The sequence below is a fragment of the Glaciimonas sp. OK215 genome (assembly GCF_057787885.1).
Window position 1 is genome coordinate 6,023,995 of record NZ_CM173544.1, and the last position, 19,977, is coordinate 6,043,971.

16 protein-coding genes and 3 pseudogenes are annotated in these 19,977 nt (G+C 55.5%); 14 read left to right on the forward strand and 5 right to left on the reverse strand.

Annotation, left to right across the window (positions count from 1 at the left end; all coding sequences use genetic code 11):
• Nucleotides 1–317 precede the first annotated feature (317 nt).
• The 3 genes from dnaN to AC3CHX_RS27840 all read left to right on the forward strand — a co-directional run bounded on the left by dnaN (nt 318) and on the right by AC3CHX_RS27840 (nt 5,515).
• The gene (gene dnaN, locus AC3CHX_RS27830) at nt 318–1,424 is read left to right on the forward strand and encodes a DNA polymerase III subunit beta (RefSeq protein ID WP_488631173.1); all 1,107 of its coding nucleotides are present in this window, start codon (nt 318–320) and stop codon (nt 1,422–1,424) included.
• A 171-nt stretch (nt 1,425–1,595) separates the two neighbouring features.
• Nucleotides 1,596–4,079: a DNA topoisomerase (ATP-hydrolyzing) subunit B gene (gene gyrB, locus AC3CHX_RS27835; RefSeq protein ID WP_488631174.1), complete on the forward strand. Its 2,484-nt coding sequence runs from the start codon at nt 1,596–1,598 to the stop codon at nt 4,077–4,079.
• Between the two features lie 476 nt (nt 4,080–4,555).
• Nucleotides 4,556–5,515: a restriction endonuclease gene (locus AC3CHX_RS27840; protein ID WP_488631175.1), complete on the forward strand. Its 960-nt coding sequence runs from the start codon at nt 4,556–4,558 to the stop codon at nt 5,513–5,515.
• A gap of 224 nt (nt 5,516–5,739) precedes the next feature.
• Here AC3CHX_RS27840 and AC3CHX_RS27845 read toward each other — a convergent pair whose 3' ends face one another.
• On the reverse strand, nt 5,740–5,985 hold the full coding sequence (locus AC3CHX_RS27845) for a helix-turn-helix domain-containing protein (protein ID WP_488631176.1): 246 nt from the start codon (nt 5,983–5,985) through the stop codon (nt 5,740–5,742).
• Nucleotides 5,986–6,146: 161 nt separating this feature from the next.
• Between AC3CHX_RS27845 and AC3CHX_RS27850 the strand changes: the two genes are divergently transcribed.
• The 6 genes and pseudogenes from AC3CHX_RS27850 to AC3CHX_RS27875 form a co-directional block, all read left to right on the forward strand.
• A complete protein-coding gene (locus AC3CHX_RS27850; protein WP_488631177.1) occupies nt 6,147–6,407 on the forward strand; it encodes a hypothetical protein in 261 nt (86 codons plus the stop codon).
• A 219-nt stretch (nt 6,408–6,626) separates the two neighbouring features.
• Nucleotides 6,627–7,130 (forward strand): hypothetical protein, encoded by a 504-nt coding sequence (locus AC3CHX_RS27855; RefSeq protein ID WP_488631178.1) that lies wholly within the window; start codon nt 6,627–6,629, stop codon nt 7,128–7,130.
• A 146-nt stretch (nt 7,131–7,276) separates the two neighbouring features.
• Nucleotides 7,277–8,503: a helix-turn-helix domain-containing protein gene (locus AC3CHX_RS27860; protein ID WP_488644957.1), complete on the forward strand. Its 1,227-nt coding sequence runs from the start codon at nt 7,277–7,279 to the stop codon at nt 8,501–8,503.
• A 46-nt stretch (nt 8,504–8,549) separates the two neighbouring features.
• On the forward strand, nt 8,550–9,236 hold the full coding sequence (locus AC3CHX_RS27865; RefSeq protein ID WP_488631179.1) for a Vgb family protein: 687 nt from the start codon (nt 8,550–8,552) through the stop codon (nt 9,234–9,236).
• 112 nt (nt 9,237–9,348) lie between these two features.
• Nucleotides 9,349–9,960: a glutathione transferase GstA gene (gene gstA / locus AC3CHX_RS27870; RefSeq protein WP_488631180.1), complete on the forward strand. Its 612-nt coding sequence runs from the start codon at nt 9,349–9,351 to the stop codon at nt 9,958–9,960.
• Between the two features lie 20 nt (nt 9,961–9,980).
• Nucleotides 9,981–10,634, forward strand: a pseudogene (locus tag AC3CHX_RS27875) (DUF899 domain-containing protein); the annotation flags it as partial.
• 22 nt (nt 10,635–10,656) lie between these two features.
• On the opposite strand, the pseudogene AC3CHX_RS27880 reads toward AC3CHX_RS27875, so the two are convergent.
• The 3 genes and pseudogenes from AC3CHX_RS27880 to AC3CHX_RS27890 form a co-directional block, all read right to left on the reverse strand.
• Nucleotides 10,657–10,800 (reverse strand): annotated as a pseudogene (locus AC3CHX_RS27880) (integrase); the annotation flags it as partial.
• Nucleotides 10,801–10,853: 53 nt separating this feature from the next.
• On the reverse strand, nt 10,854–13,058 hold the full coding sequence (locus AC3CHX_RS27885; RefSeq protein ID WP_488631181.1) for an OsmC domain/YcaO domain-containing protein: 2,205 nt from the start codon (nt 13,056–13,058) through the stop codon (nt 10,854–10,856).
• Between the two features lie 554 nt (nt 13,059–13,612).
• Entirely contained in the window at nt 13,613–13,885 is a 273-nt protein-coding gene (locus tag AC3CHX_RS27890; RefSeq protein ID WP_488631182.1) for a helix-turn-helix domain-containing protein, read from the reverse strand.
• A 297-nt stretch (nt 13,886–14,182) separates the two neighbouring features.
• On the opposite strand from AC3CHX_RS27890, the pseudogene gyrB (AC3CHX_RS27895) reads away from it, so the two are divergent.
• Nucleotides 14,183–14,498, forward strand: a pseudogene (gene gyrB, locus AC3CHX_RS27895) (DNA gyrase subunit B); the annotation flags it as partial.
• A gap of 39 nt (nt 14,499–14,537) precedes the next feature.
• Here the strand turns inward: gyrB (AC3CHX_RS27895) and AC3CHX_RS27900 are convergent.
• Entirely contained in the window at nt 14,538–15,392 is an 855-nt protein-coding gene (locus AC3CHX_RS27900; protein ID WP_488631183.1) for a helix-turn-helix domain-containing protein, read from the reverse strand.
• Nucleotides 15,393–15,598: 206 nt separating this feature from the next.
• Between AC3CHX_RS27900 and AC3CHX_RS27905 the strand changes: the two genes are divergently transcribed.
• From AC3CHX_RS27905 to AC3CHX_RS27920, 4 genes are all read left to right on the forward strand, one after another.
• Complete coding sequence (locus AC3CHX_RS27905) at nt 15,599–16,471, forward strand: fumarylacetoacetate hydrolase family protein (protein WP_488631184.1); 873 nt, start codon at nt 15,599–15,601, stop codon at nt 16,469–16,471.
• 10 nt (nt 16,472–16,481) lie between these two features.
• Entirely contained in the window at nt 16,482–17,267 is a 786-nt protein-coding gene (locus AC3CHX_RS27910) for an alpha/beta fold hydrolase (RefSeq protein WP_488631185.1), read from the forward strand.
• A gap of 24 nt (nt 17,268–17,291) precedes the next feature.
• Nucleotides 17,292–18,635, forward strand: coding sequence for a metal-dependent hydrolase family protein (locus AC3CHX_RS27915; protein WP_488631186.1), 1,344 nt, complete (start codon nt 17,292–17,294; stop codon nt 18,633–18,635).
• A 277-nt stretch (nt 18,636–18,912) separates the two neighbouring features.
• The gene (locus AC3CHX_RS27920) at nt 18,913–19,689 is read left to right on the forward strand and encodes a hypothetical protein (RefSeq protein ID WP_488631187.1); all 777 of its coding nucleotides are present in this window, start codon (nt 18,913–18,915) and stop codon (nt 19,687–19,689) included.
• The last annotated feature ends 288 nt before the right edge of the window (nt 19,690–19,977 follow it).

Below are 19,977 nucleotides of genomic sequence, written 5' to 3' on the forward strand. Positions count from 1 at the left end.
TACGGCAAGCATGGCTCAGGTCAGTCCTGCGGTGCTTGCCAGCCTGTGGATAACCTTTGATGGGCGTGATTCCGGCGACGCTGCAAGTGTGGTTTTTTTGTGCAGTGCGAGATTGCGACAAGTGCATGCCGGCTACCCGCCAGCGCCCCGGAATCGGTGAAAAAAACGGTAAAAAATCAGTAAATCGCCGGTACATTTGTTGCTTATGTCATTTGCAGGCAGCCGAATTCAGTTACATTTATAGACTGGTTCAAGGAAGCGTGGAATGGTTAAAATGAAGCGATGTTTGTTGAATTTTAGATAATAAGGATATAGCTATGCAATTGGTCAAAACCCACCGAGATACCCTTCTCCGGCCACTGCAGATCGTGAGCGGTATTGTCGAGCGTCGGCACACATTGCCGATTCTGGCCAATATCCTCATACGCAAGGACGGCGAAAAGGTCTCTTTCCTGTCGACCGACATTGAAGTGCAAATTACCACCAACGCAAATGTCGGCAGCGGCGCTGAAGTCGCAGCGACCACCGTCGCTGCGCGTAAATTGCTCGACATTCTGCGCGCGCTGCCGGAATCCGGCGAAGTATCGCTGACGCTGAGCAACAAGCGCATGACGGTGCAATCCGGCAAATCGCGTTTCGCACTGCAAACCCTGGCCGCCGAAGAGTTCCCGACGGTGGCCCAGGCCGAGCAGTACAACGCCACTGTCACGCTGCCGCAAAAGACCCTGAAGCATTTGTTCAACATGGTCCATTTTTCGATGGCGCAACAGGACATCCGTTATTACCTGAACGGCCTGCTGCTGGTGCTGGATGGCAACAACGTCATCGCCGTCGCCACCGACGGCCACCGCCTGGCATTTTGCCAGGTCGCCACCGAGCAAGAGTTCGCGCGCCAGGAAGTCATCATTCCGCGCAAGACCATTATCGAACTGCAACGCTTGCTGGAAGAAACCGACGAGCCGGTCCAGCTGGAAATCGCCAACAACCAGGTCAAGCTGTCGTTCGCCGATATTGAGCTGATCTCGAAACTGGTAGAAGGCAAGTTCCCCGATTACACCCGTGTGGTGCCGAAGGGTTACAAGAACGACTTCACCATCGGCCGCGACCGTCTGCTGCGCTCGTTGCAACGCGCCGCGATCATGACCAGCGACAAGTTCAAGGGCGTGCGCTGGGTCGTCACCCCGGGCAGCCTGAAAATCAGCTCGACCAATGCCGATCAGGAAGAAGCGATTGAAGAACTCGAAATCGATTACGGCGGCGACAGCGTCGACATCGGTTTCAACGTCACCTATTTGCTCGACGTGCTGAACAATCTGAAAGGTGACAACGTCAATATCGCCCTCGGCGATGCCAATTCGTCGGCGCTGATCACCGTGCCGGAAAATACCGACTTTAAATACGTCGTCATGCCGATGCGTATTTGATTTTCCCCATCGGGAAATCACTCTTAAGCCGTACCAAGTCGTTAAAAAATCGTCAAAGCAGTTATGTCGTGACTTGGGGGCTTCGGCCCCTTTGCCACATTTAAGAAATCCGCAAGCTGCGGGTTCAGTTTTGGATTCATGTTTTTGTAGCAGTCTTTTCAGAAGGTAGCCATGTCATCAATCCCTCAAGACAACACCAACCTGCCGCCACCAAATGCGTACGGCGCGTCCTCAATCCAGATCCTCGAAGGTCTGGAAGCAGTACGAAAACGTCCGGGGATGTACATCGGCGACACTTCAGACGGCACCGGCCTGCACCATCTGGTATTCGAAGTCCTGGATAACTCCATTGATGAATCGTTAGCCGGTCATTGCACCGAAATCAACGTCACCATTCATTCCGACAACTCGATTTCCGTCACCGACAACGGCCGTGGCGTGCCGACCGGCATCAAGTTCGACGACAAGCACGAGCCTAAGCGCAGCGCCGCGGAAATCGTCATGACCGAGTTGCACGCGGGCGGCAAGTTCGACCAGAACTCATACAAAGTCTCCGGCGGTTTGCACGGCGTCGGTGTGTCTTGCGTGAATGGTTTGTCGAAGCTGTTGAAGCTGACCATCCGTCGCGATGGCAAAGTCCATTTCATGGAATTCGTCCGTGGCGTGCCGCAAAATCGCGACATCGAAACCATCGACGGCGTCCTCGTATCGCCGATCAAAGTCATCGGCGACACCGACAAGCGCGGCACCGAAGTCCACTTCTGGGCCGACGAAGAAATTTTCACGCACGTCGAATTCCACTACGAAATTCTGGCCAAGCGCATCCGCGAATTGTCCTTCCTGAATAACGGCGTGCGCATCAAGCTGACCGATCAGCGCACCGGCAAGGAAGAACTCTTTGCGTTCGAAGGCGGCACCCGCGGTTTCGTTGAATACATCAACAAAAACAAGAGCGTATTGCACCCGACGATTTTCCAGGCCACCGGCGAAAAAGAAGGCGTCACGGTCGACGTCTCGATGCAATGGAACGACGCCTACAACGAGCAGGTGCTGTGCTTCACCAATAACATCCCGCAACGCGATGGCGGCACCCACCTGACCGGTCTGCGCGCCGCCATGACGCGGGTGCTGAACAAGTACATCGAAGAACACGATTTCGCCAAGAAAGCCAAAGTCGAAACCAGCGGCGACGACATGCGCGAAGGTCTGACCTGCGTGTTGTCGGTCAAGGTACCGGAGCCGAAATTCAGCTCGCAAACCAAAGACAAGCTGGTCTCCAGCGAAGTCCGTTTGCCGGTAGAGGAAATCGTCGCCAGAACCCTCAACGACTACCTGCAGGAAAAGCCGAACGACGCCAAAATCATTTGCGGCAAAATCGTCGAAGCGGCCCGCGCCCGCGATGCCGCGCGCAAAGCGCGTGAACTGACACGGCGCAAAGGCGTGATGGACGGCCTCGGCCTGTCCTCCAAACTGGCCGATTGCCAGGAAAAAGATCCGGCGCTGTGCGAACTCTACATCGTCGAGGGTGACTCCGCGGGCGGTTCGGCCAAGCAAGGACGCGACCGTAAATTCCAGGCGATTCTGCCACTGCGCGGCAAGGTGCTGAACGTCGAAAAAGCGCGCTTCGAAAAAATGCTGTCGTCGGAACAGATCACCACGCTGATCGCGACCTTGGGCACCAGCATCGGCCCGGACGAATTCAACGCCGACAAACTGCGCTATCACCGCATCATCATCATGACCGATGCGGACGTCGACGGCGCCCACATCCGCACCCTGCTGCTGACGCTGTTCTATCGCCAGATGCCGCAACTGGTCGAGCGCGGCCACATCTACATCGCCCAGCCGCCGCTGTACAAGGTCAAGCACGGCAAAGACGAACGCTACCTGAAAGACGACGTCGAAGAAGTCCAGTACATGATGCAGGTCGCGCTGAACGACGCCTCACTGATCCCAAGCCAGGGCACCGATCCGATCAGCGGCCCGGCACTCACGGAACTCGTGCGTCAATACAACACCGCCAACGCCATCATCACGCGCCTGACCCGCGCAATCGACGGCGCCGCCCTGACCGCGATCATGACAGGCGTCACGCTCGAACTCGACACCGCCGAAAATGCCGAACGGTCCGCACAGGCACTCACCAAAGAAATCGGCGATCCGGCCGTCAACGTCATCGTCAAATCCGATGAGCTGACCGAGAAACATCAGCTGCGCATTCAGCGGATGTATCACGGCAATATCAAAGCCAGCATCATCGACAGCGACTTCGTCACCAGCTCCGACTACAAAGTCCTCTGCAACGCCGCCGCCACCTTCAAAGGCCTCATCGGCCCCGGCGCGATGGTCCGTCGCGGCACAGGCGAAAAGGTCAAGGAATTCGCCATCACCGATTTCCACCAGGCCATGGCCTGGCTACGCGACGAAGCCGAACGCGGCGTCAGCAAACAGCGCTACAAAGGACTGGGCGAAATGAACCCAAGCCAACTATGGGAAACCACCATGGACCCCACCGTGCGCCGCTTGTTGAAAGTACAGATCGACGACGCGATTGCTGCGGATCAGATCTTCATGACCTTGATGGGCGATGACGTTGAACCGCGTCGGGCGTTTATTGAGTTGAATGCGCTGCAGGCTGGGAATATTGATGTTTGATTTGTTGGGTGTCACGGGAAGTGAAATCTGTGCCAAGTTAATGAAAAATCCGTGGCACAGATAGTGAAAAAAAACCAACCGACAAGGTTGGTTTTTTTTCGCCCAAATTATCCGTCAAATTAGATACCAAGCAGGATGACTGCTCGCCGCATTGCGATTCCCGTAACGGTTATCTCGTGCCTGCAAGTCCGGCATAGGAACAGTCAGGTGATGCACAGGCGACGGTCGATGGCGGCAGTAAACAGGTGGGGCGGACGTAATCATGCCCGTGTAAGCAAATTTTTAATTTCCCTCAAGAATGGTAGTAAGCTATACAACTATGCACCTTCATGAGGCACGAAAGATACGCAAGATTCATTTAGCTACCATTTATATTCATAAAATATTTTCCACGTCGCTTAAAAGATTTGGATCCGAAATCCCTTGTCAATTCGGGTCGGAATGCATTGATTTATGTTAGGCCTCACAAGACACACATGCATCGTAAACTTCCTGTCCTCGTCGCCGCCAATCTAACGCTTGATGAATGGCTGACATATGTCACTACGTCTGAATACAAGCGCAAGCATGAACTGGCCGACTACGAATTCCCGACTGGTCGTCATCGTGATGAGTTCTTGGATTCGGTAGACAGCTACACGGAGTCTACGATCAAGACAGTACTCCGTTGCCTCTTGATCAGCGGCGGAACTATGGGAGTAGATGAGACAACTCGACGGTGGACTCGATCTCTACCAGATGCCGAACTAATCAAGCTGACTTCAGATCACGAATTCATCCGCCGTTTAGTGGAGCCCCCGTTTCTACCGTGGGACGGTATAACCTGGATTCTTAATCTACTGCCGGATTACCCAGGCAAAGCTCTTAACGCGCTGAGCGCGTATTTCACGGCGCACTGCCAGTTTTTACCGGACGGTCGCGCTCGTGGGCTCTCAGACGCCGAGGCGATCATTCGGCGCCGTTACATTCACCGTGAAAACCCTCGTGAAGCTTTACTTGCGCTCCGTCCTGACGAGTTTGAATATTTGATAGGCGCGCTATACAAAAAGCTCGGCTACCACGTAGTGGTAACGCAAAGATCACGGGATGGAGGGGTTGACATTGAAGCACGCAGAAATGACGCCGGAGGCCGCGCTCTTGTATTGATTCAGTGCAAACGATACGAAGACGTGGTTCGCGTCGCGGCGGTCCGCGAGCTCATGGGTGTAGTCTCGCGAAGACAGGCAAACAAGGGGGTAATTGTGGCCACTTGTACCTTCACCGGTCCTGCAAAACAGGAGGCCCACTCAACCGCCATGATCGAACTGCTCGATTTCCCGGCACTCAACAAGCTTTTCAATCAGCATTTTGGCGCGAAGTGGCCGGATCACATGATCCATGAAATTCGGCGACTTCAAGTCGATACTGCAAAGCTAGTTACGAAAAGTGGTACCTAACCACTCAGTCAACCTGACTCGCCTTCGGCTCGCCGATTATCTTAAACGTTTACAGTCCGACTCTTGAAAATTGCTATGACTGCAGTGGACCCTAATGTCGTCAATTGCTCGCAAAACTGATGACCGCTTTCAGTCTGAGGTCTACCTGTCGCAACGAACTGCATATTGTCGTCTCCGGCCAACGCAAACACAGCCTAATTTGGATGCGCATATTTACCAACTGATTATTGCGGTTGCAATAGCTTATAGGTAGGTACACCCAGCGCACGTGCAATACGTTCGATATTGTCCAGCGAGACGTTCCGAGCCTGCCTCTCCACATGCGCAATAAAGGTCCGATGCAGCCCTGCCTCAAAAGCCAACATCTCCTGCGACCAGCCCATTTCAGCACGCAATCGGATCATATTTCCCGCAAGAACTCCCCGAGCCGTTGGCTCTGTTTTAAGGGCAGTTTGTGAAATAAGCGGCATAAGCCTTGAGTTTCACAAATTGATGCTTTTAAGTCAGCCGCGTTTAAGTCACAATATACATCGGGCCGCTTCGCTATTTCAAATGCGAACCGCAAAAAGTACCGACCAAAAGTGTTCGGCTCGTCAGAAATATCTATTAATCAATGAAAACACAAAAATTCATGGAAAAAATTAACGTTTTTATAAATCCGATGATGATGGCCATGACCGTTCTAACCGGATGCGCGACAGGTAATACATCAATTGCTACCGAATCGACCACAACTATTCAACAGAAAATTATTAGGGGAAAAACGACCAAGGCTGAGGTGCGCGCCGCTTTTGGTGGATCGTCTGAAACCGGGATCAACGAAGGAAAGGAATTCTGGGTTAGCAAATGGCACAGACGAGTGGCAAGAGCTATATTCCGTTCGCTAGCCTAGTGACCAGTACCAGTGGCATTAGCGGAAAATACCTACGGGTTTCATTTGATAAAAAAGGCGTCGTTGAAAGTTACGACATGACAGAAACAAAGGGTTGAGTTCTTTTTTATAAAATTTGGGCAAGCGAAGCGCGTCAGCCCGGAGGGTACCGTCGTGGAGGTTGTGGTCAGGTCGGGACGGTGCGGTAATCAACCCGGCCCGATAACAGGAGAAAGGAACATGCGAAGCACGTTCAAAGCAGAATACGAGAAAGAAACCCTGCCCGACGACGCCATCAAACTGACTTTCAAGGAGGGGCCCATCGAGGCCCACCAAATCTCCCTGTTTACTGCCGTCGTCATGGGGTATCTATTTATCTTGCTCTGGGTATGGCTGTTGATTGCAGCAGGACTGGTGTGGGTTCTCGGTGAGAAAAGCACTGCGTGCCTGACCAGTCTTGTAGTGGTGGCAGCCGGCGTATTGTTGTTGCGGAAAAAGTTGGCCGGCAAGAGCGCCGACATCATCCTTAAAAAGGAAGGCATCGTGTTTGGCGGCAAGCAATTGGCCTTTAAAGATGTCTCAAAGTTTGGCATCACGACCGAAGCGGTATCCGGGCAACTGTATACCGGCACCGCGTATATTTATGCGCACGCGGGTGGCCGGGAGATCCGCATTACCAGGCACATGAAACCGGCGCTGGCGCAGGCCCTGCTTGACGAGATCAAGCGCGATAGGGCTTCATAGAACGGGGGACGGTTTTACTTACCAAAGAAATCGGCGTTCCGGCCGTCAACGTCATCGTCAAATCCGATGAGCTGACAGAGAAACATCAGCTGCGTATTCAGCGGATGTACCGCGGCAACATCAGCGCAGCGGTGTATCCTGTCGCCATGGATTCCCTGATAGCCGCCTCCGCTCGCGCCCTCGCCGCCGGCGACGCGCTCGGCGCCCTCAAGCGGGTCGCCCTGCGCGACGACCCGCCGGCGCTGGCCTTGCGCGGCATCGCCATGGCTCAGCTTGGCGAGCACCCGCGCGCCCGTGAGCTGCTGCGGCGCGCCGCCCGCGGCTTCGGCGCCCATGAGGAGGTGGCGCGCGCTCGTTGTGTCGTCGCCGAGGCCGAGGTGGCGCTGGCCGTGCGCGACCTCGGCAGCTCGCCGCGCTCGCTGGCGGCGGCCTTGGCCACGCTCGAGGCGCACGCCGATCACGCCAACGCGCTGCAGGCGCGACTCATCGCGGCGCGCAGGCTGTTGCTGCTTGGCCGTCTCGACGAAGCCGAAGCGGCACTGACACAACTCGATGCGCGTGGCCTGCCGCCGTCGCTGGCGGCGGTGGCCGAGCTGACTGCGGCGGAGCTGGCGTTGCGCTCGCTGCGCATCGCCCCGGCGCGGGCGGCGCTGGCCCGTGCGCACGAGGCAGCCGGTCGCGCGCGTGTGCCGGCGCTGCTGGCCGAGGTGGCGGAGGCGCTGGCCGCGCTCGGTCGTCCCGCCGCCCGGCGCCTCTTCGCCGGCGGCGAGCAGGCGCTGCGTCTCGACGAGGTAGCAGCGCTGCTGGCTTCCGATGCGCTGGTCGTCGATGCCTGCCGTCGCGGGCTGGGTGCCGGCGCTGGTAGCACTTGGCAGCCGCTGGCGCGGCGGCCGGTGCTGTTCGCCCTGGTGCGCGCGCTGGCCGAGGCGTGGCCTGGCGGTGTCGACCGGGAAGCTTTGATTGCGGCTGCATTCAACACGCGCCACCCCGACGAGACACATCGGGCGCGCCTGCGGGTCGAGATCGGCCGCCTGCGTGCGCTCGTCACAGAACTGGCGCAGATCGAAGCCACCACACGGGGCTTTGTTCTCAAGCCGCTCGGCGAGCGCGCCGTGGTCGTGCTGGCGCCGCCCATCGACGGCGACCAGGCATCGCTGGCGGCGCTGCTTGCCGACGGCGCAGCCTGGTCGACCTCAGCCCTGGCGCTGGCCCTGGGGGCCAGCCAGCGCACCGTCCAGCGCGCGCTGGCCGAGCTGGAGGCCGCCGGACGGGTGCGCTCCATAGGGCGGGCACGGACGCAGCGCTGGCTGTCGCCGCCGCTGGCGGGATTCACGACAATTTTGTTACTCCCCGCCGCGCTCCAGATGGAATAGAGTTGTCTTACGGCGCCGGTCCGAGGCGCGCCACAAGGAGACAGCGATGACCCGCAAAGCCAGTCAAACCAGCAAAGACAGACCCCAGGCAGCAGCCCGTGCGGCCGAGATCGTGCGCGAATACGGCCCCTTCGCCGGCGCCGACAAAGTGGCCGGCGTGACCCACGACGGCCAGCGCGTCTGGGCCGCCACCGGTGCCAGGCTGATCGCCTTCGATCCCGAGAGCGGCGAGCCCACCCGCACGCTCGACCGCGCCTGCGACGCCGGCACCGCCTTCGACGGCACCTACCTGTACCAGATCGCCGAGCAGCGCATCGACAAGATCGATCCCGCCAACGGCAACGTGGTGGCATCGATCCCGGCGCCCGGCAACGGCTACGACTCGGGACTCACCTGGGCCGAGGGCAGCCTGTGGGTGGGCCAGTACCGCGACCGCAAGATCCATCAGATCGATCCGGCCACCGGCACCATCATCCGCTCCATCGAGTCCAACCGATTCGTCACCGGCGTGACCTGGGTCGACGGCGAGCTGTGGCACGGCACATGGGAAGGCGACGAGAGCGAAATCCGCCGCATCGATCCGCAGAGCGGCGCCGTGCTAGAGCGGCTGGAGATGCCGCGCGGCGCCGGCGTCAGCGGGCTTGAGTCCGACGGCGCAGACCTGTTTTACTGCGGCGGCGGAGGGAGCGGCAAGGTACGTGCCGTGCGGCGTCCGAAAGGCGCCGGGTCGTGATCGCCGTAGGAGCGCGTCGAGAAGGACTACATCGTTGACGCAGCCGAGGGCCGTCGCACGCCGATCTCATTCAAGCACTGTCCTGATCACCCCCAATCCAAGGAGCAAGACCATGAAGCTGTACTACATTCCGTCCGCCTGTTCGTTTTCGCCGCACATTGTTGCCAACGAGCTTGGCCTGTCAATCGAACTGGTGAAGGTCGACAGCAAGACCAAACGCACCGAACACGGCGAAGATTTTCTCGCCATCAATCCCAAAGGCTATGTGCCCGTACTGCAACTGGACGACGGCAGTGTGCTGACGGAAGGCCCAGCCGTCGTGCAATATCTCGCCGACCTGAAACCTGAAGCGCAGCTGGCGCCCGCCAACGGCAGCTTGGCACGCTACCGCCTGCAGGAGATGCTGGGCTACATCAATTCAGAGCTGCACCAAAGTTACATGCCGTTGTTCAACCCGGCGAGCAGTGACGACGTGCGCACCGAGCGTATGGCCCATCTGCATAAGCATTATGGGCTGATCGAAGCCGCGCTTGGCCGCACGCCATTTCTGCTGGGCGAGCAGTTCAGCATCACGGATGCCTATCTGTTTGTGGTTACGCGGTGGTCGGCGTTCGTGAAACTCGACCTGTCGCCGTTCCCGAACCTGCTAGCGTTCCAGGAACGCATCGCTGCCCGCCCTGCTGTGCAAGCGGCGATGCACCGCGAAGAACTGGCAAGCGCCTGAACCCTTTGCCATCAGCCAAGGAGCACTTCATGTTCGGCCCGGGGTGGGAGCAAGGTTGCCCGAGTTGCTCGTTCATGGCGGACCACAGCGACGGCATGAACGTGCACCTGGCGCATCGCGACATCACGCTGGTGGCCATTTCGCGCGCGCCGCTGGCCGACATCGAGCGCTTTCGGCAGCGCATCCGCTGGCAGTTCCAGTGGGTGTCCTCGCATGACAGCGATTTCAACCACGACTTCGGCGTCAGCTTCACGCCGGAAGAGCAGGCCAAGGGCGAGATCTACTACAACTACGGCATGCAGTCCTTCCCGACCAAGGAGGCGCCCGGCGTCAGCGTGTTCTACAAGGACGACGCGGGCAAAGTCTTCCACACCTACTCGACCTACGGCCGCAGCGTGGAGGTCATGATGGGCGCGTACAACCTGATGGACCTCACGCCCAAGGGCCGCGACGAGCACGACGTGCCCTACAAAATGGAGTGGGTGCGCCACCACGACCGCTACGAGCCGGCGCCGATCCAGCGCCGCGTTGAAGGTGATGCTTGGCCGCGCACGGTCTTGGCGAGGCGCGCCGAAAGCAGACACTGGCGACAGTCTGCAATTGGCCGATTGTACGCGTTCAGCATCGCGGCAGAAAGCGGCCATACGGCTTCGCGCGAAACGACGGCCGTATGACCGGCATGGACAGCGCTTGCTGGATCTCGGTCTGTTCTGAAATTTCCAGAGCATCATCTACTTCAATGCCCAGGTAACGCACTGTGCTTTCCAGTTTCGTGTGGCCTAGCAAAAGCTCGACGGCACGTAGATTTTTTGTCCGCCTGTAGATCAATGTCGCTTTGGTATCGAACGCTGGGGGATGAACGGCATCAGCGCATCCAGCCATGACTCGTAACCCTAACTGGCTGTAGCCGCCACATTGGCCCGAGCCTTATGCATTTTTTTGTAGCTGTCGATCAGGCGCTGGTGCCTATCGAGACCCTCCAGTTTCATACTCGTTGGCGTTAACCCGAAAAAGCGCACGCTGCCGTCCACTGACCCCATTACCGCGTCCATCCGAGCGTTGCCAAACATCCGGCGGAAATTGACCACGTAATCGTCCAGTTCCAAGTCGTCATTCAGCAGCACCTCTAGCACCACATTCAAGGTCTGATAAAACAATCCGCGCTCGACCGTGTTGTCGTTGTACTGCAGGAAGGCTCCCACCAGCTCTTGCGCCGCATCAAATTGCTGTAAGGCGAGATGAATCAGCAGCTTCAACTCGAGAACTGTTAGTTGCCCCCAGTCCGTATTCTCGTCAAATTCGATACCGATCAATGTGGCGATGTCGGAATATTCATCGAGCTCACTGTTATCCAAACGCTCAAGCAGCGCTTCCAGGCTGGCATCGTCCAGACGATGCAGATTCAAAATATCGGCGCGGAACAACAGCGCCTTGTTGGTGTTATCCCAGATCAAATCTTCTATCGGGTAAACTTCCGAATAACCGGGCACCAAAATCCGGCAGGCTACGGCGCCTAAATTGTCATACGCCGCCATGTACACTTCTTTGCCCATGTCTTCGAGAATACCGAACAAGGTCGCGGCTTCCTCGGCATTGGAGTTTTCACCCTGGCCAGAAAAATCCCATTCGACAAAATTGAAAGCCGCTTTGGCACTGAAAAAGCGCCATGACACAATACCGCTGGAATCGATGAAGTGTTCGACAAAGTTATTTGGCTCAATCACGGCTTCACTTGCAAAGGTGGGCCGAGGTAATTCGTTCAGGCCTTCAAAACTGCGACCCTGTAGCAATTCCGTCAGACTACGCTCCAGCGCCACCTCCAAGCTTGGGTGCGCGCCGAACGAGGCAAACACACCGCCTGTCCGCGGGTTCATCAAGGTGACGCACATCACTGGGTACACCCCTCCCAGCGACGCATCCTTCACCAGCACCGGGAAGCCCTGCTCTTCCAACCCCTGAATGCCGGCCAGAATGCCAGGGTATTTCGCCAGCACTTCCTGCGGCACATCAGGCAATGCGATTTCACCTTCCAGAATTTCGCGTTTTACCGCCCGTTCGAAAATTTCCGACAGGCATTGCACTTGCGCTTCGACCAGCGTGTTACCGGCACTCATGCCATTGCTGACGTATAGGTTTTCGACCAGGTTGGACGGAAAATACACCACCTCGCCGTCCGACTGTCGCACATACGGCAGCGAACAGATACCGCGCTGCACATTGCCGGAGTTGGTGTCGACCAGATGCGAGCCACATAACTCGCCGTCGGGATTGTAAATTTGCAGACAGTACTCATCCAGAATTTCAGCCGGCAGCGCATCTTTAGGGCCAGGCTTAAACCAGCGCTCGTTCGGGTAATGTACAAACGCCGCGTTGGCGATGTCTTCGCCCCAAAACGTGCCGGCGTAGAAATGGTTGCAATTCAGTCGCTCGATATACTCTCCCAACGCCGATGCCAACGCGCTTTCTTTGGTCGCTCCCTTGCCATTGGTAAAACACATCGGCGAGTGCGCATCGCGGATATGCAGCGACCACACATTGGGAACAATATTGCGCCACGAAGCGATTTCAATCTTGATGCCCAAGGTCGCCAAAACGCCCGACATATTGGCGATGGTTTGCTCCAACGGCAGATCCTTGCCCGCAATATAGGTGCTGACGTCAGAAGCCGGCTTCAACGTCAGCAACGACTGAGCATCGGCATCTAAGTTCTCTACCTCTTCAATGACAAACTCGGGTCCGGCTTGCACCACTTTTTTCACCGTACAACGTTCGATGGAGCGCAAAATACCTCGGCGGTCTACTTCCGAGATATCCGACGGCAACTCAACCTGAATCTTGAAAATCTGCTGGTACCGGTTTTCCGGATCAACAATATTATTCTGTGACAGGCGGATATTTTCGGTAGGAATATTGCGAGTTACGCAATACAACTTCACAAAGTAAGCTGCGCACAAGGCCGATGAGGCCAGAAAATAATCGAAGGGACCAGGCGCCGAGCCATCGCCCTTATAACGGATAGGCTGGTCGGCCACTACCGTGAAGTCATCGAACTTGGCTTCAAGACGTAGCTTATCGAGAAAGTTGACCTTAATTTCCATGGGGGAATTCTAAAAATGATGTAGCCGCTATTATCCGTCGCCACGCCGGTACCGTGCAATGTATCGATGATTTCCTCAAACGCTGCCGCATACGGATAATTTGACAGGCGAACGCCATGGCGCAGTACATGGTTGGAACCGGCGAGCTTAACAGGGTATTGAAAAAGCACGCGGATATCCACCCGACAACGACACATTGGGCTTCCCTTCAGATAATCGTTCTTGACCACGCTCCTAGCGATATTTCGAAACAATTCTCGTATGTTGTTGGAGTGGAAAGATGGAATTAAGCTTGTGCCACAAGAGTGGCTGGAGTTTATCTGCCGGAAGCGATGCTGGCACGCTGGGCAAGCGGGGTCATCCTGGGCATGTAGGTGACGCTGACCGACACCGGGCCTGGCGACGCGCTACACTCAACTGACCGTCCTCAATGCCGAAGTGCTCGGTATCATGTCCCATTGACAGCCACTTTTTAGCACACACCGCACAAAACACATCGGATAAATCAACTTTCCGGGGCCACGTTCTTTCCCGGACACTGGCTAGTAACGGTTCTATCCTCTGCTTGCCTTGGGAGAACGCAAGCGGAGATATTCGGTCTCTGTTTCGCGAACCAGATCGGCAGAAGAAATTTCCAACGCACCTGCAATTCCGATCAACGTTGTGATCGTGGGTTGTCGTACGCCGCGTTCAAGACGCGATATAAACGTTCGATCTACACCCGCCCGAAAGGCAAGCTCTTCTTGCGAGATATCAGCTTCTAAACGATATCGTCGCAAAACGTCGCCAAAAATCAGCCCAATGTTGGATATTTGTGAATTCGCCATGCAGCAAATTTCGTTTTAATGTAGCCTATAGTCCACGGCCTATGGGCAGGTATCATTACACATTAATTCTCTGGATATTCATTTAGAAAAGGGGAGAAATGAAAAATAAAGAGGCAAAACAGAAAGCGATCTCGTTTGTGGGTCGTCAACCGACCTGATAACAAGGGAGCGGACTATGCGAAGCACGTTCAAAGCAGAATACGAGAAAGAAACCCTGCCTGACGACGCCATCAAACTGACTTTCAGGGAAGGGCCCCGTCGAGGCACATCAAGCAGCCCTGTTCATTCGGTGATCCCGCCGTCAACGTCATCGTCAAATCCGATGAGCTGACAGAGAAACATCAGCTGCGCATTCAGCGGATGTACCACGGCAACATCAAAGTCAGCATCATCGACAGCGACTTCGTCACCAGCTCCGACTATAAAGTCCTGTGCAACGCCGCCGCCACCTTCAAAGGCCTCATCGGCCCCGGCGCGATGGTCCGTCGCGGCAGCGGCGAAAAGGTCAAGAAATTCGCCATCACCGATTTCCACCAGGCCATGGCGGCTGCGCGACGAAGCCGAACGCGGCGTCAGCAAACAGCGCTACAAAGGACTGGGCGAAATGAACCCCAGGCCGCGCACATAGTGCAAACCACGTTGGCAGGTGTAGTCAGAGAGAAAGGCCCGTAACCGTGGCAGGAAAATTGCCGGTGGCTGCGCGACGGAAAGTCGATGGTGATACCCCTGTATGTTCCTTGAAAAATCGGGAAAAGTTGCCTGGCGCTGAAAATCCCAGATCTAAAGCGACCCAGGTCAGCGGCGCCCCTTCCGTGATCAAACGTCGCATAGCTTCCTCGACGCGCACTGCACTCCAAAAAACTTGAGGGGTAGTGTTCAGTTGATCTCGGAACAGAGTAAAAAAATGGGCGCGAGAAAGGCCAACTTTCAGGGCAATTTCCTCGACAGTGATCTTTTCCGCAACGTTTTCGCGCATGATTGCAATAGCCGCCCGGAGCCGATGATCCAGCGTGGGCATGCCTAGTCCTTTTTGAGCAGCCGGGCCGGAACCAGCAGTTGCATCGATAGCCGCAGTAATGAGCTTCTCCACTTCTTCATTCATCAATGACGTTGCTCTTTGAGGTGACAGGATCAAGTCCAGTACCCTCCAGCACGCCTGACGAAGAGCAAGATCGATCGGAATACGAGGGGAAGAAAATACGAAAGACTGCCCCGTTTCTTTCCTCCGCTGATTTAACCACTGACGCGAAATCATAAACACCAAAAAGACGGCGGGGCCTTTGCCGTCCAGCAACGTCATGTCATGCGACTGGTAAGCGTTAGTAGCCAGTCCTACATCTTGACCGTACTGCACTAGTTCATCGCCAATCTGTGCTTGAGCGCGTGTTCCCCCCAACCAGAAAGCAATTTGGGATTCTGAATGAGAATGGGGCACGAGGTCAGCCCGTGATTCCAACACGATGGCCTGCCCGAATGCTCCCTCGTAGAAAGCGTATGCCTCTGCCATTTTTGTCTCCTTGCCCCTAGGTTCGGGGCTTATTCTTGCCGCTTACCAATCTTAGTCTCTTTTTGTTTTTTTTTGAAAAAATCAGACTCTGCGATACGTAGCCAGATAGCACGATAAGCGCAGTGTGCGCTTCGTTTTTACACTCCGTACATGGTCGACAAAGCCAGTGATTGGCACAGGGCCAAAACTACATGGAGGAGTACGAAATGCGAATTGCTACTTATCAATTAAATGGCCAGCGTTATGTTGGAATTGTCTCAGCGGACGGGACTCAAGTTACACCGTTAACTTTGACGAAAGAACAGGCCGCCAAGGGTGCCCAAGCTGTTATTGATTCTCTGGTTGAAGGCAACAAATTGCCACCTTCGAACGGTCCGGTTGTCGCGATTAACGAAGTCCAGCTTGAGGCGCCGTTGCCGGTCCCACGTCGCAATCTGTGGTGCGTGGGACGAAACTACCACGCTCATGCCCAGGAACTTCAGGCATCGGTTTTCAAGGACAACGATGCGAATCCGGAGTCATGGCCCATTGTTTTCACCAAGGTGCCCGAATGCGTAGTCGGTCCGTACGATGATGTGAAAGTGCCTGCCAGCAATATCTCTGAGCAAATTGACTATGAAGCCGAACTGGCGGTTGTCATCGGCAAAGGCGGCAAGAACATCAGCCGTGGCGACGCCATGCAGCATGTCTTCGGCTATACGGTCGTCAATGATGTCACGGCGCGTGATGTACAAATGCGCCATCAGCAGTGGGATATGGGCAAGTCCTTCGATACCTTCTGCCCGATGGGCCCTTGGCTTGTAACGGCCGATGAACTCGACGGCACCAAGACCCGCGTACGGTGCTGGGTCAACGGAGAATTGCGCCAGGACGGCCCTACGGAAAACCTGATCTTCGACATTCCCACCCTGATTGAAACGGTCTCGCGCGGTATCACGCTATATCCAGGAGACATAATCGCCACTGGAACCCCCGCAGGTGTAGGTCTTGGCATGAAGCCACCACGCTTTTTGAAGGCCGGTGACGTGGTGCGCATCGAGATTGACGGTCTGGGCGTCATTGAGAACAAGTTCGCTTGAGGGCACTGCGATGACGACACAATTTATCGAAAATCTTGCAGTTGAGGTCGAAGGTGACGGCGTGCCAATCGTCTGCGTGCATGGGCTAGGCGGCACCAGCAATACCTGGACGCCTCTCATGTCCGCAATGCAAGGTCATCGGATCATCCGCATTGATCTGCCAGGTAGTGGTCGCTCAGCCGAGGCTCCCGGTGAACTCAGCATCGAACGTCTGTGCGAGGCCGTGCTGAAAGTATGCCGTGGGCTGGACGTCGCTAAAGCACATTTTGTGGGCCATTCAATGGGCACGATCGTCTGCCAGCACATTGCGACGAATAACCCAGAGCAGGTACTCAGTCTCGCGCTGTTCGGCCCCTTGATCTGCCCCCCAGATATCGGTCGGCCAGCGATCCTTGCCCGCGCTGACAAGGCTGCTACGGGTGGCCCGGCAGCCATGCAGGAAATTGCCGACGCCATCGTGGCAGGGGCGACCAGCAAGGAGACTAAGGAACAGCAGCCAGCGGTTGTCGCACTGGTACGGGAAAGCGTAATGCATCAGCCCCCTGAAGGTTATGCGCAAAGTTGCAAGGCCCTGGCTGGTGCACAAGGGGCTGCGCTTGAGGAGATTTCTGTCCCCACGCTACTAGTGACGGGAGACCAAGACGGTGTTGCAGCACCGGCCGCAGTAACTGCAATGAAGGAACGGATTACTGGTAGCCACATGGTCGTGTTGGATGGATGCGGTCACTGGACAACGTTCGAGAAACCAAGCGAGTGCGTGCGGGAACTCAAAAGCTTCTATCAATCTGCAAATTAAATCCTGATACAGGAGGAGACACAAATGGAAAAGACTTTATTTACCGACGTCATGATTTTTGACGGCAGCGGTGACGACGTATTTAAGGGCGAAGTCCTTGTCGAAGGCAATCGCATCATTGAAGTTTCTCGTTCGCGCAGTCCGCTGAACGTTGAATCTGCACGCATCATCAATGGAAAGGGCAAGTTCCTGATGCCCGGCATGACCGAAGCACACACGCACTTTTCGTGGAACGACCAACCTTCGCTGTCGGCCATCCAGATGATGCCCCCTGAGGAGCACATCCTGTGGTGTGTCCGTGTGGCAAAGCGCTACCTGGAAATGGGCTGGACTTCCGCGATTGGTGCGGCAGCCGCTAAACCGAGGCTGGACGTCGTGCTGCGTAATGCAATCAATGCTGGAGAATTTCCAGGGCCGCGTTACCTTGCAGGCAGTCAGGAAATTACGACGGTCGGAGCACTGGGTGACAATACGCTCCCCCATTTGCCTTTTGAAGAATTGAGCTTCGGCAGTGTATGCAGCGGACCTGAGGAAATTCGCCGCTCGGCGCGCACGTTTATCAAGTACGGAGTAGACCACCTGAAGATCAACTTGTCCGGCGAATATATTGCCGGCCTGCCAGCAGAAATGTCGCCTTTCTCAGAAGAGGAGGTCGCGATGCTGGCCAGCGAGGCAAAGCGTTATGGCAAGCGCATGGCGGCACATGCGCGGTCAAGCGAGTCCGTCAAGATGTGCGTACGCCACGGTATCGAAATGGTGTATCACGCCAGCTTTGCAGATGAAGAAGCACTCGATATGCTGGAGGCGAACAAGGAGAAGCACTTTGTCGCTCCCGGCATTGGATGGCTAATTCGTACATCTTTCAATGCGTCCGAGTACGGCATTACGCCAGAACTGGCTGCAACGATGGGGTATAAGCGCGAACTGGAAATCGCATCCGATTCGCTGCGCAAAATGCACAAACGAGGCATTCGTATCCTGCCAGGCGGAGATTATGGCTTTGCCTGGATGCCGCACGGCACCAATGCTAACGATCTTCAATACTTCGTCGACTATATCGGCATGACACCAACGGAGGCACTGCTCTCCGCAACAAAACTGGGCGGAGAGATCATGCAGCGTCCAGATGAGTTGGGTCAGGTGCGTCCTGGTTTCCTTGCTGACATTGCACTGGTAGATGGCAATCCTCTCGAAGATCTCAGTATCCTCACCGACCCGGTAAAAATTGCACTTGTGATGAAGGATGGCGTGATCTACAAGGAGTGCAAGGACGTTCGTCCGCCGACCGCTGCACTGCATCTTGCCGATGAAGAGCGTGCAATGGTCGACGGCGGGGTCAAGAAAGCACTTCAGGCTGAACTGCATTAAGCCTGCGCTGATGGGCGCAATGTAATCGCTGCGCCCATTTGCTTCCTATACCAAATAAAAACCTGTCGACACTTGGTCCGAGAGCCTTTCCTGAGGCTTGCTCGGAGGAAGGGGACGTCCATGGAATACCACAACGCTTCCATGCGCCTACTCGTATCGGAAATGAAATCCCGCTACTCACTTTGATCGCTATCTCATGCCATTTATGAGTGTGAACCGGTCTGCGAGTGGCAAATAGTGGTCTTTCACTGCATTAAAAAATAGAGGAGAACATATTTTGCAAAAAAGACAAATAGTACAGCTTGCCATAGTATTTGTAGCAGTTGCAGCCTGCGCCGAAGCGGCTGTAGCAGCCGATTTCCAAGTGGCGAACTTCAACGCGCTGTATACCACAGAATCTAAAGCTGACCCGGTTCTCGGTACCGGAACCGACAATGAACGCCTAAAGACCTATCAGTTTGAGTATTTCGCTGGATTCAAGTACGGAGACGTCTATGTCGACGCTGAGGTTTTCAGTGGTGACAACGTCGGTGGGGCTGCTGCCGGCTCGTTCGGTAGCAAAACGAGTACCCAGAACCTGCTTGTTTTTAACCCCCGACTGAGCCTAGGCAAGATCACTGGGACGCCGCTGGAATTTGGCCCTATTACTGACATATCCTTGATCGCTCGATACGAGCGTGCCAGTTATGCTGACTTCCGTTCCTATAATCACGGCGTTTCCCTTAATTTTAAAGTGCCAGGGTTTTCCTATTTTGAATCGGGCCTCTTGTATCGGAATACGAACTTCTACCATGGCAAGCTCCTATGGCGGTCAGTGCTCATGTCCGATCCTTTTCCGATCGCCGGCCAGAGATTCCGATTCAACTTGCTGTCGCTTGTTAATGGAACTGGGGTGAACGGCACTGAAACGTTCTTGCGACCGGAATTGCTATGGGAAATCGACTCGAAAGGAACGTTCCAAGCAGGGTTACGGTATGAAATGCATCGCTACAAGATCAATTCGGATACCTATATGCGCAATTCCCCGACCGTGATGTTGAAGTGGAATCTGTAGTCACGATAGGTAATATATCGTTAGGGCTCTGTCGAAGGCATAGGAATGTAAGTTCACACACTCTTGGTTGGATCGTTTGCGACTGGGCTGCTTGAAACGTATGTGCCTTCGTGCCTCATCGTTTCTTGAAAGGCTATAGGTTTTTTGCGCGGCTGCCATTGCCAGTTCAACACTCGACATTGTCTCTCCCTGCTTGAATGCCGAGTTCTTTCTGTGACAAACCAGCAGCAGTTCGGGCTTCTTTGAGGCGGCGTCCCCATATTTCATTGGCATTGCTCATTGTGTAGT

Bases quoted from the DNA above. Each gene is read 5' to 3' on its own strand.
- dnaN (WP_488631173.1), top strand. From the start codon at position 318: ATGCAATTGGTCAAAACCCACCGAGATACCCTTCTCCGGCCACTGCAG.
- gyrB (WP_488631174.1), top strand. From the start codon at position 1,596: ATGTCATCAATCCCTCAAGACAACACCAACCTGCCGCCACCAAATGCG.
- AC3CHX_RS27840 (WP_488631175.1), top strand. From the start codon at position 4,556: ATGCATCGTAAACTTCCTGTCCTCGTCGCCGCCAATCTAACGCTTGAT.
- AC3CHX_RS27845 (WP_488631176.1), bottom strand. From the start codon at position 5,985: ATGCCGCTTATTTCACAAACTGCCCTTAAAACAGAGCCAACGGCTCGG.
- AC3CHX_RS27850 (WP_488631177.1), top strand. From the start codon at position 6,147: ATGGAAAAAATTAACGTTTTTATAAATCCGATGATGATGGCCATGACC.
- AC3CHX_RS27855 (WP_488631178.1), top strand. From the start codon at position 6,627: ATGCGAAGCACGTTCAAAGCAGAATACGAGAAAGAAACCCTGCCCGAC.
- AC3CHX_RS27860 (WP_488644957.1), top strand. From the start codon at position 7,277: ATGGATTCCCTGATAGCCGCCTCCGCTCGCGCCCTCGCCGCCGGCGAC.
- AC3CHX_RS27865 (WP_488631179.1), top strand. From the start codon at position 8,550: ATGACCCGCAAAGCCAGTCAAACCAGCAAAGACAGACCCCAGGCAGCA.
- gstA (WP_488631180.1), top strand. From the start codon at position 9,349: ATGAAGCTGTACTACATTCCGTCCGCCTGTTCGTTTTCGCCGCACATT.
- AC3CHX_RS27885 (WP_488631181.1), bottom strand. From the start codon at position 13,058: ATGGAAATTAAGGTCAACTTTCTCGATAAGCTACGTCTTGAAGCCAAG.
- AC3CHX_RS27890 (WP_488631182.1), bottom strand. From the start codon at position 13,885: ATGGCGAATTCACAAATATCCAACATTGGGCTGATTTTTGGCGACGTT.
- AC3CHX_RS27900 (WP_488631183.1), bottom strand. From the start codon at position 15,392: ATGGCAGAGGCATACGCTTTCTACGAGGGAGCATTCGGGCAGGCCATC.
- AC3CHX_RS27905 (WP_488631184.1), top strand. From the start codon at position 15,599: ATGCGAATTGCTACTTATCAATTAAATGGCCAGCGTTATGTTGGAATT.
- AC3CHX_RS27910 (WP_488631185.1), top strand. From the start codon at position 16,482: ATGACGACACAATTTATCGAAAATCTTGCAGTTGAGGTCGAAGGTGAC.
- AC3CHX_RS27915 (WP_488631186.1), top strand. From the start codon at position 17,292: ATGGAAAAGACTTTATTTACCGACGTCATGATTTTTGACGGCAGCGGT.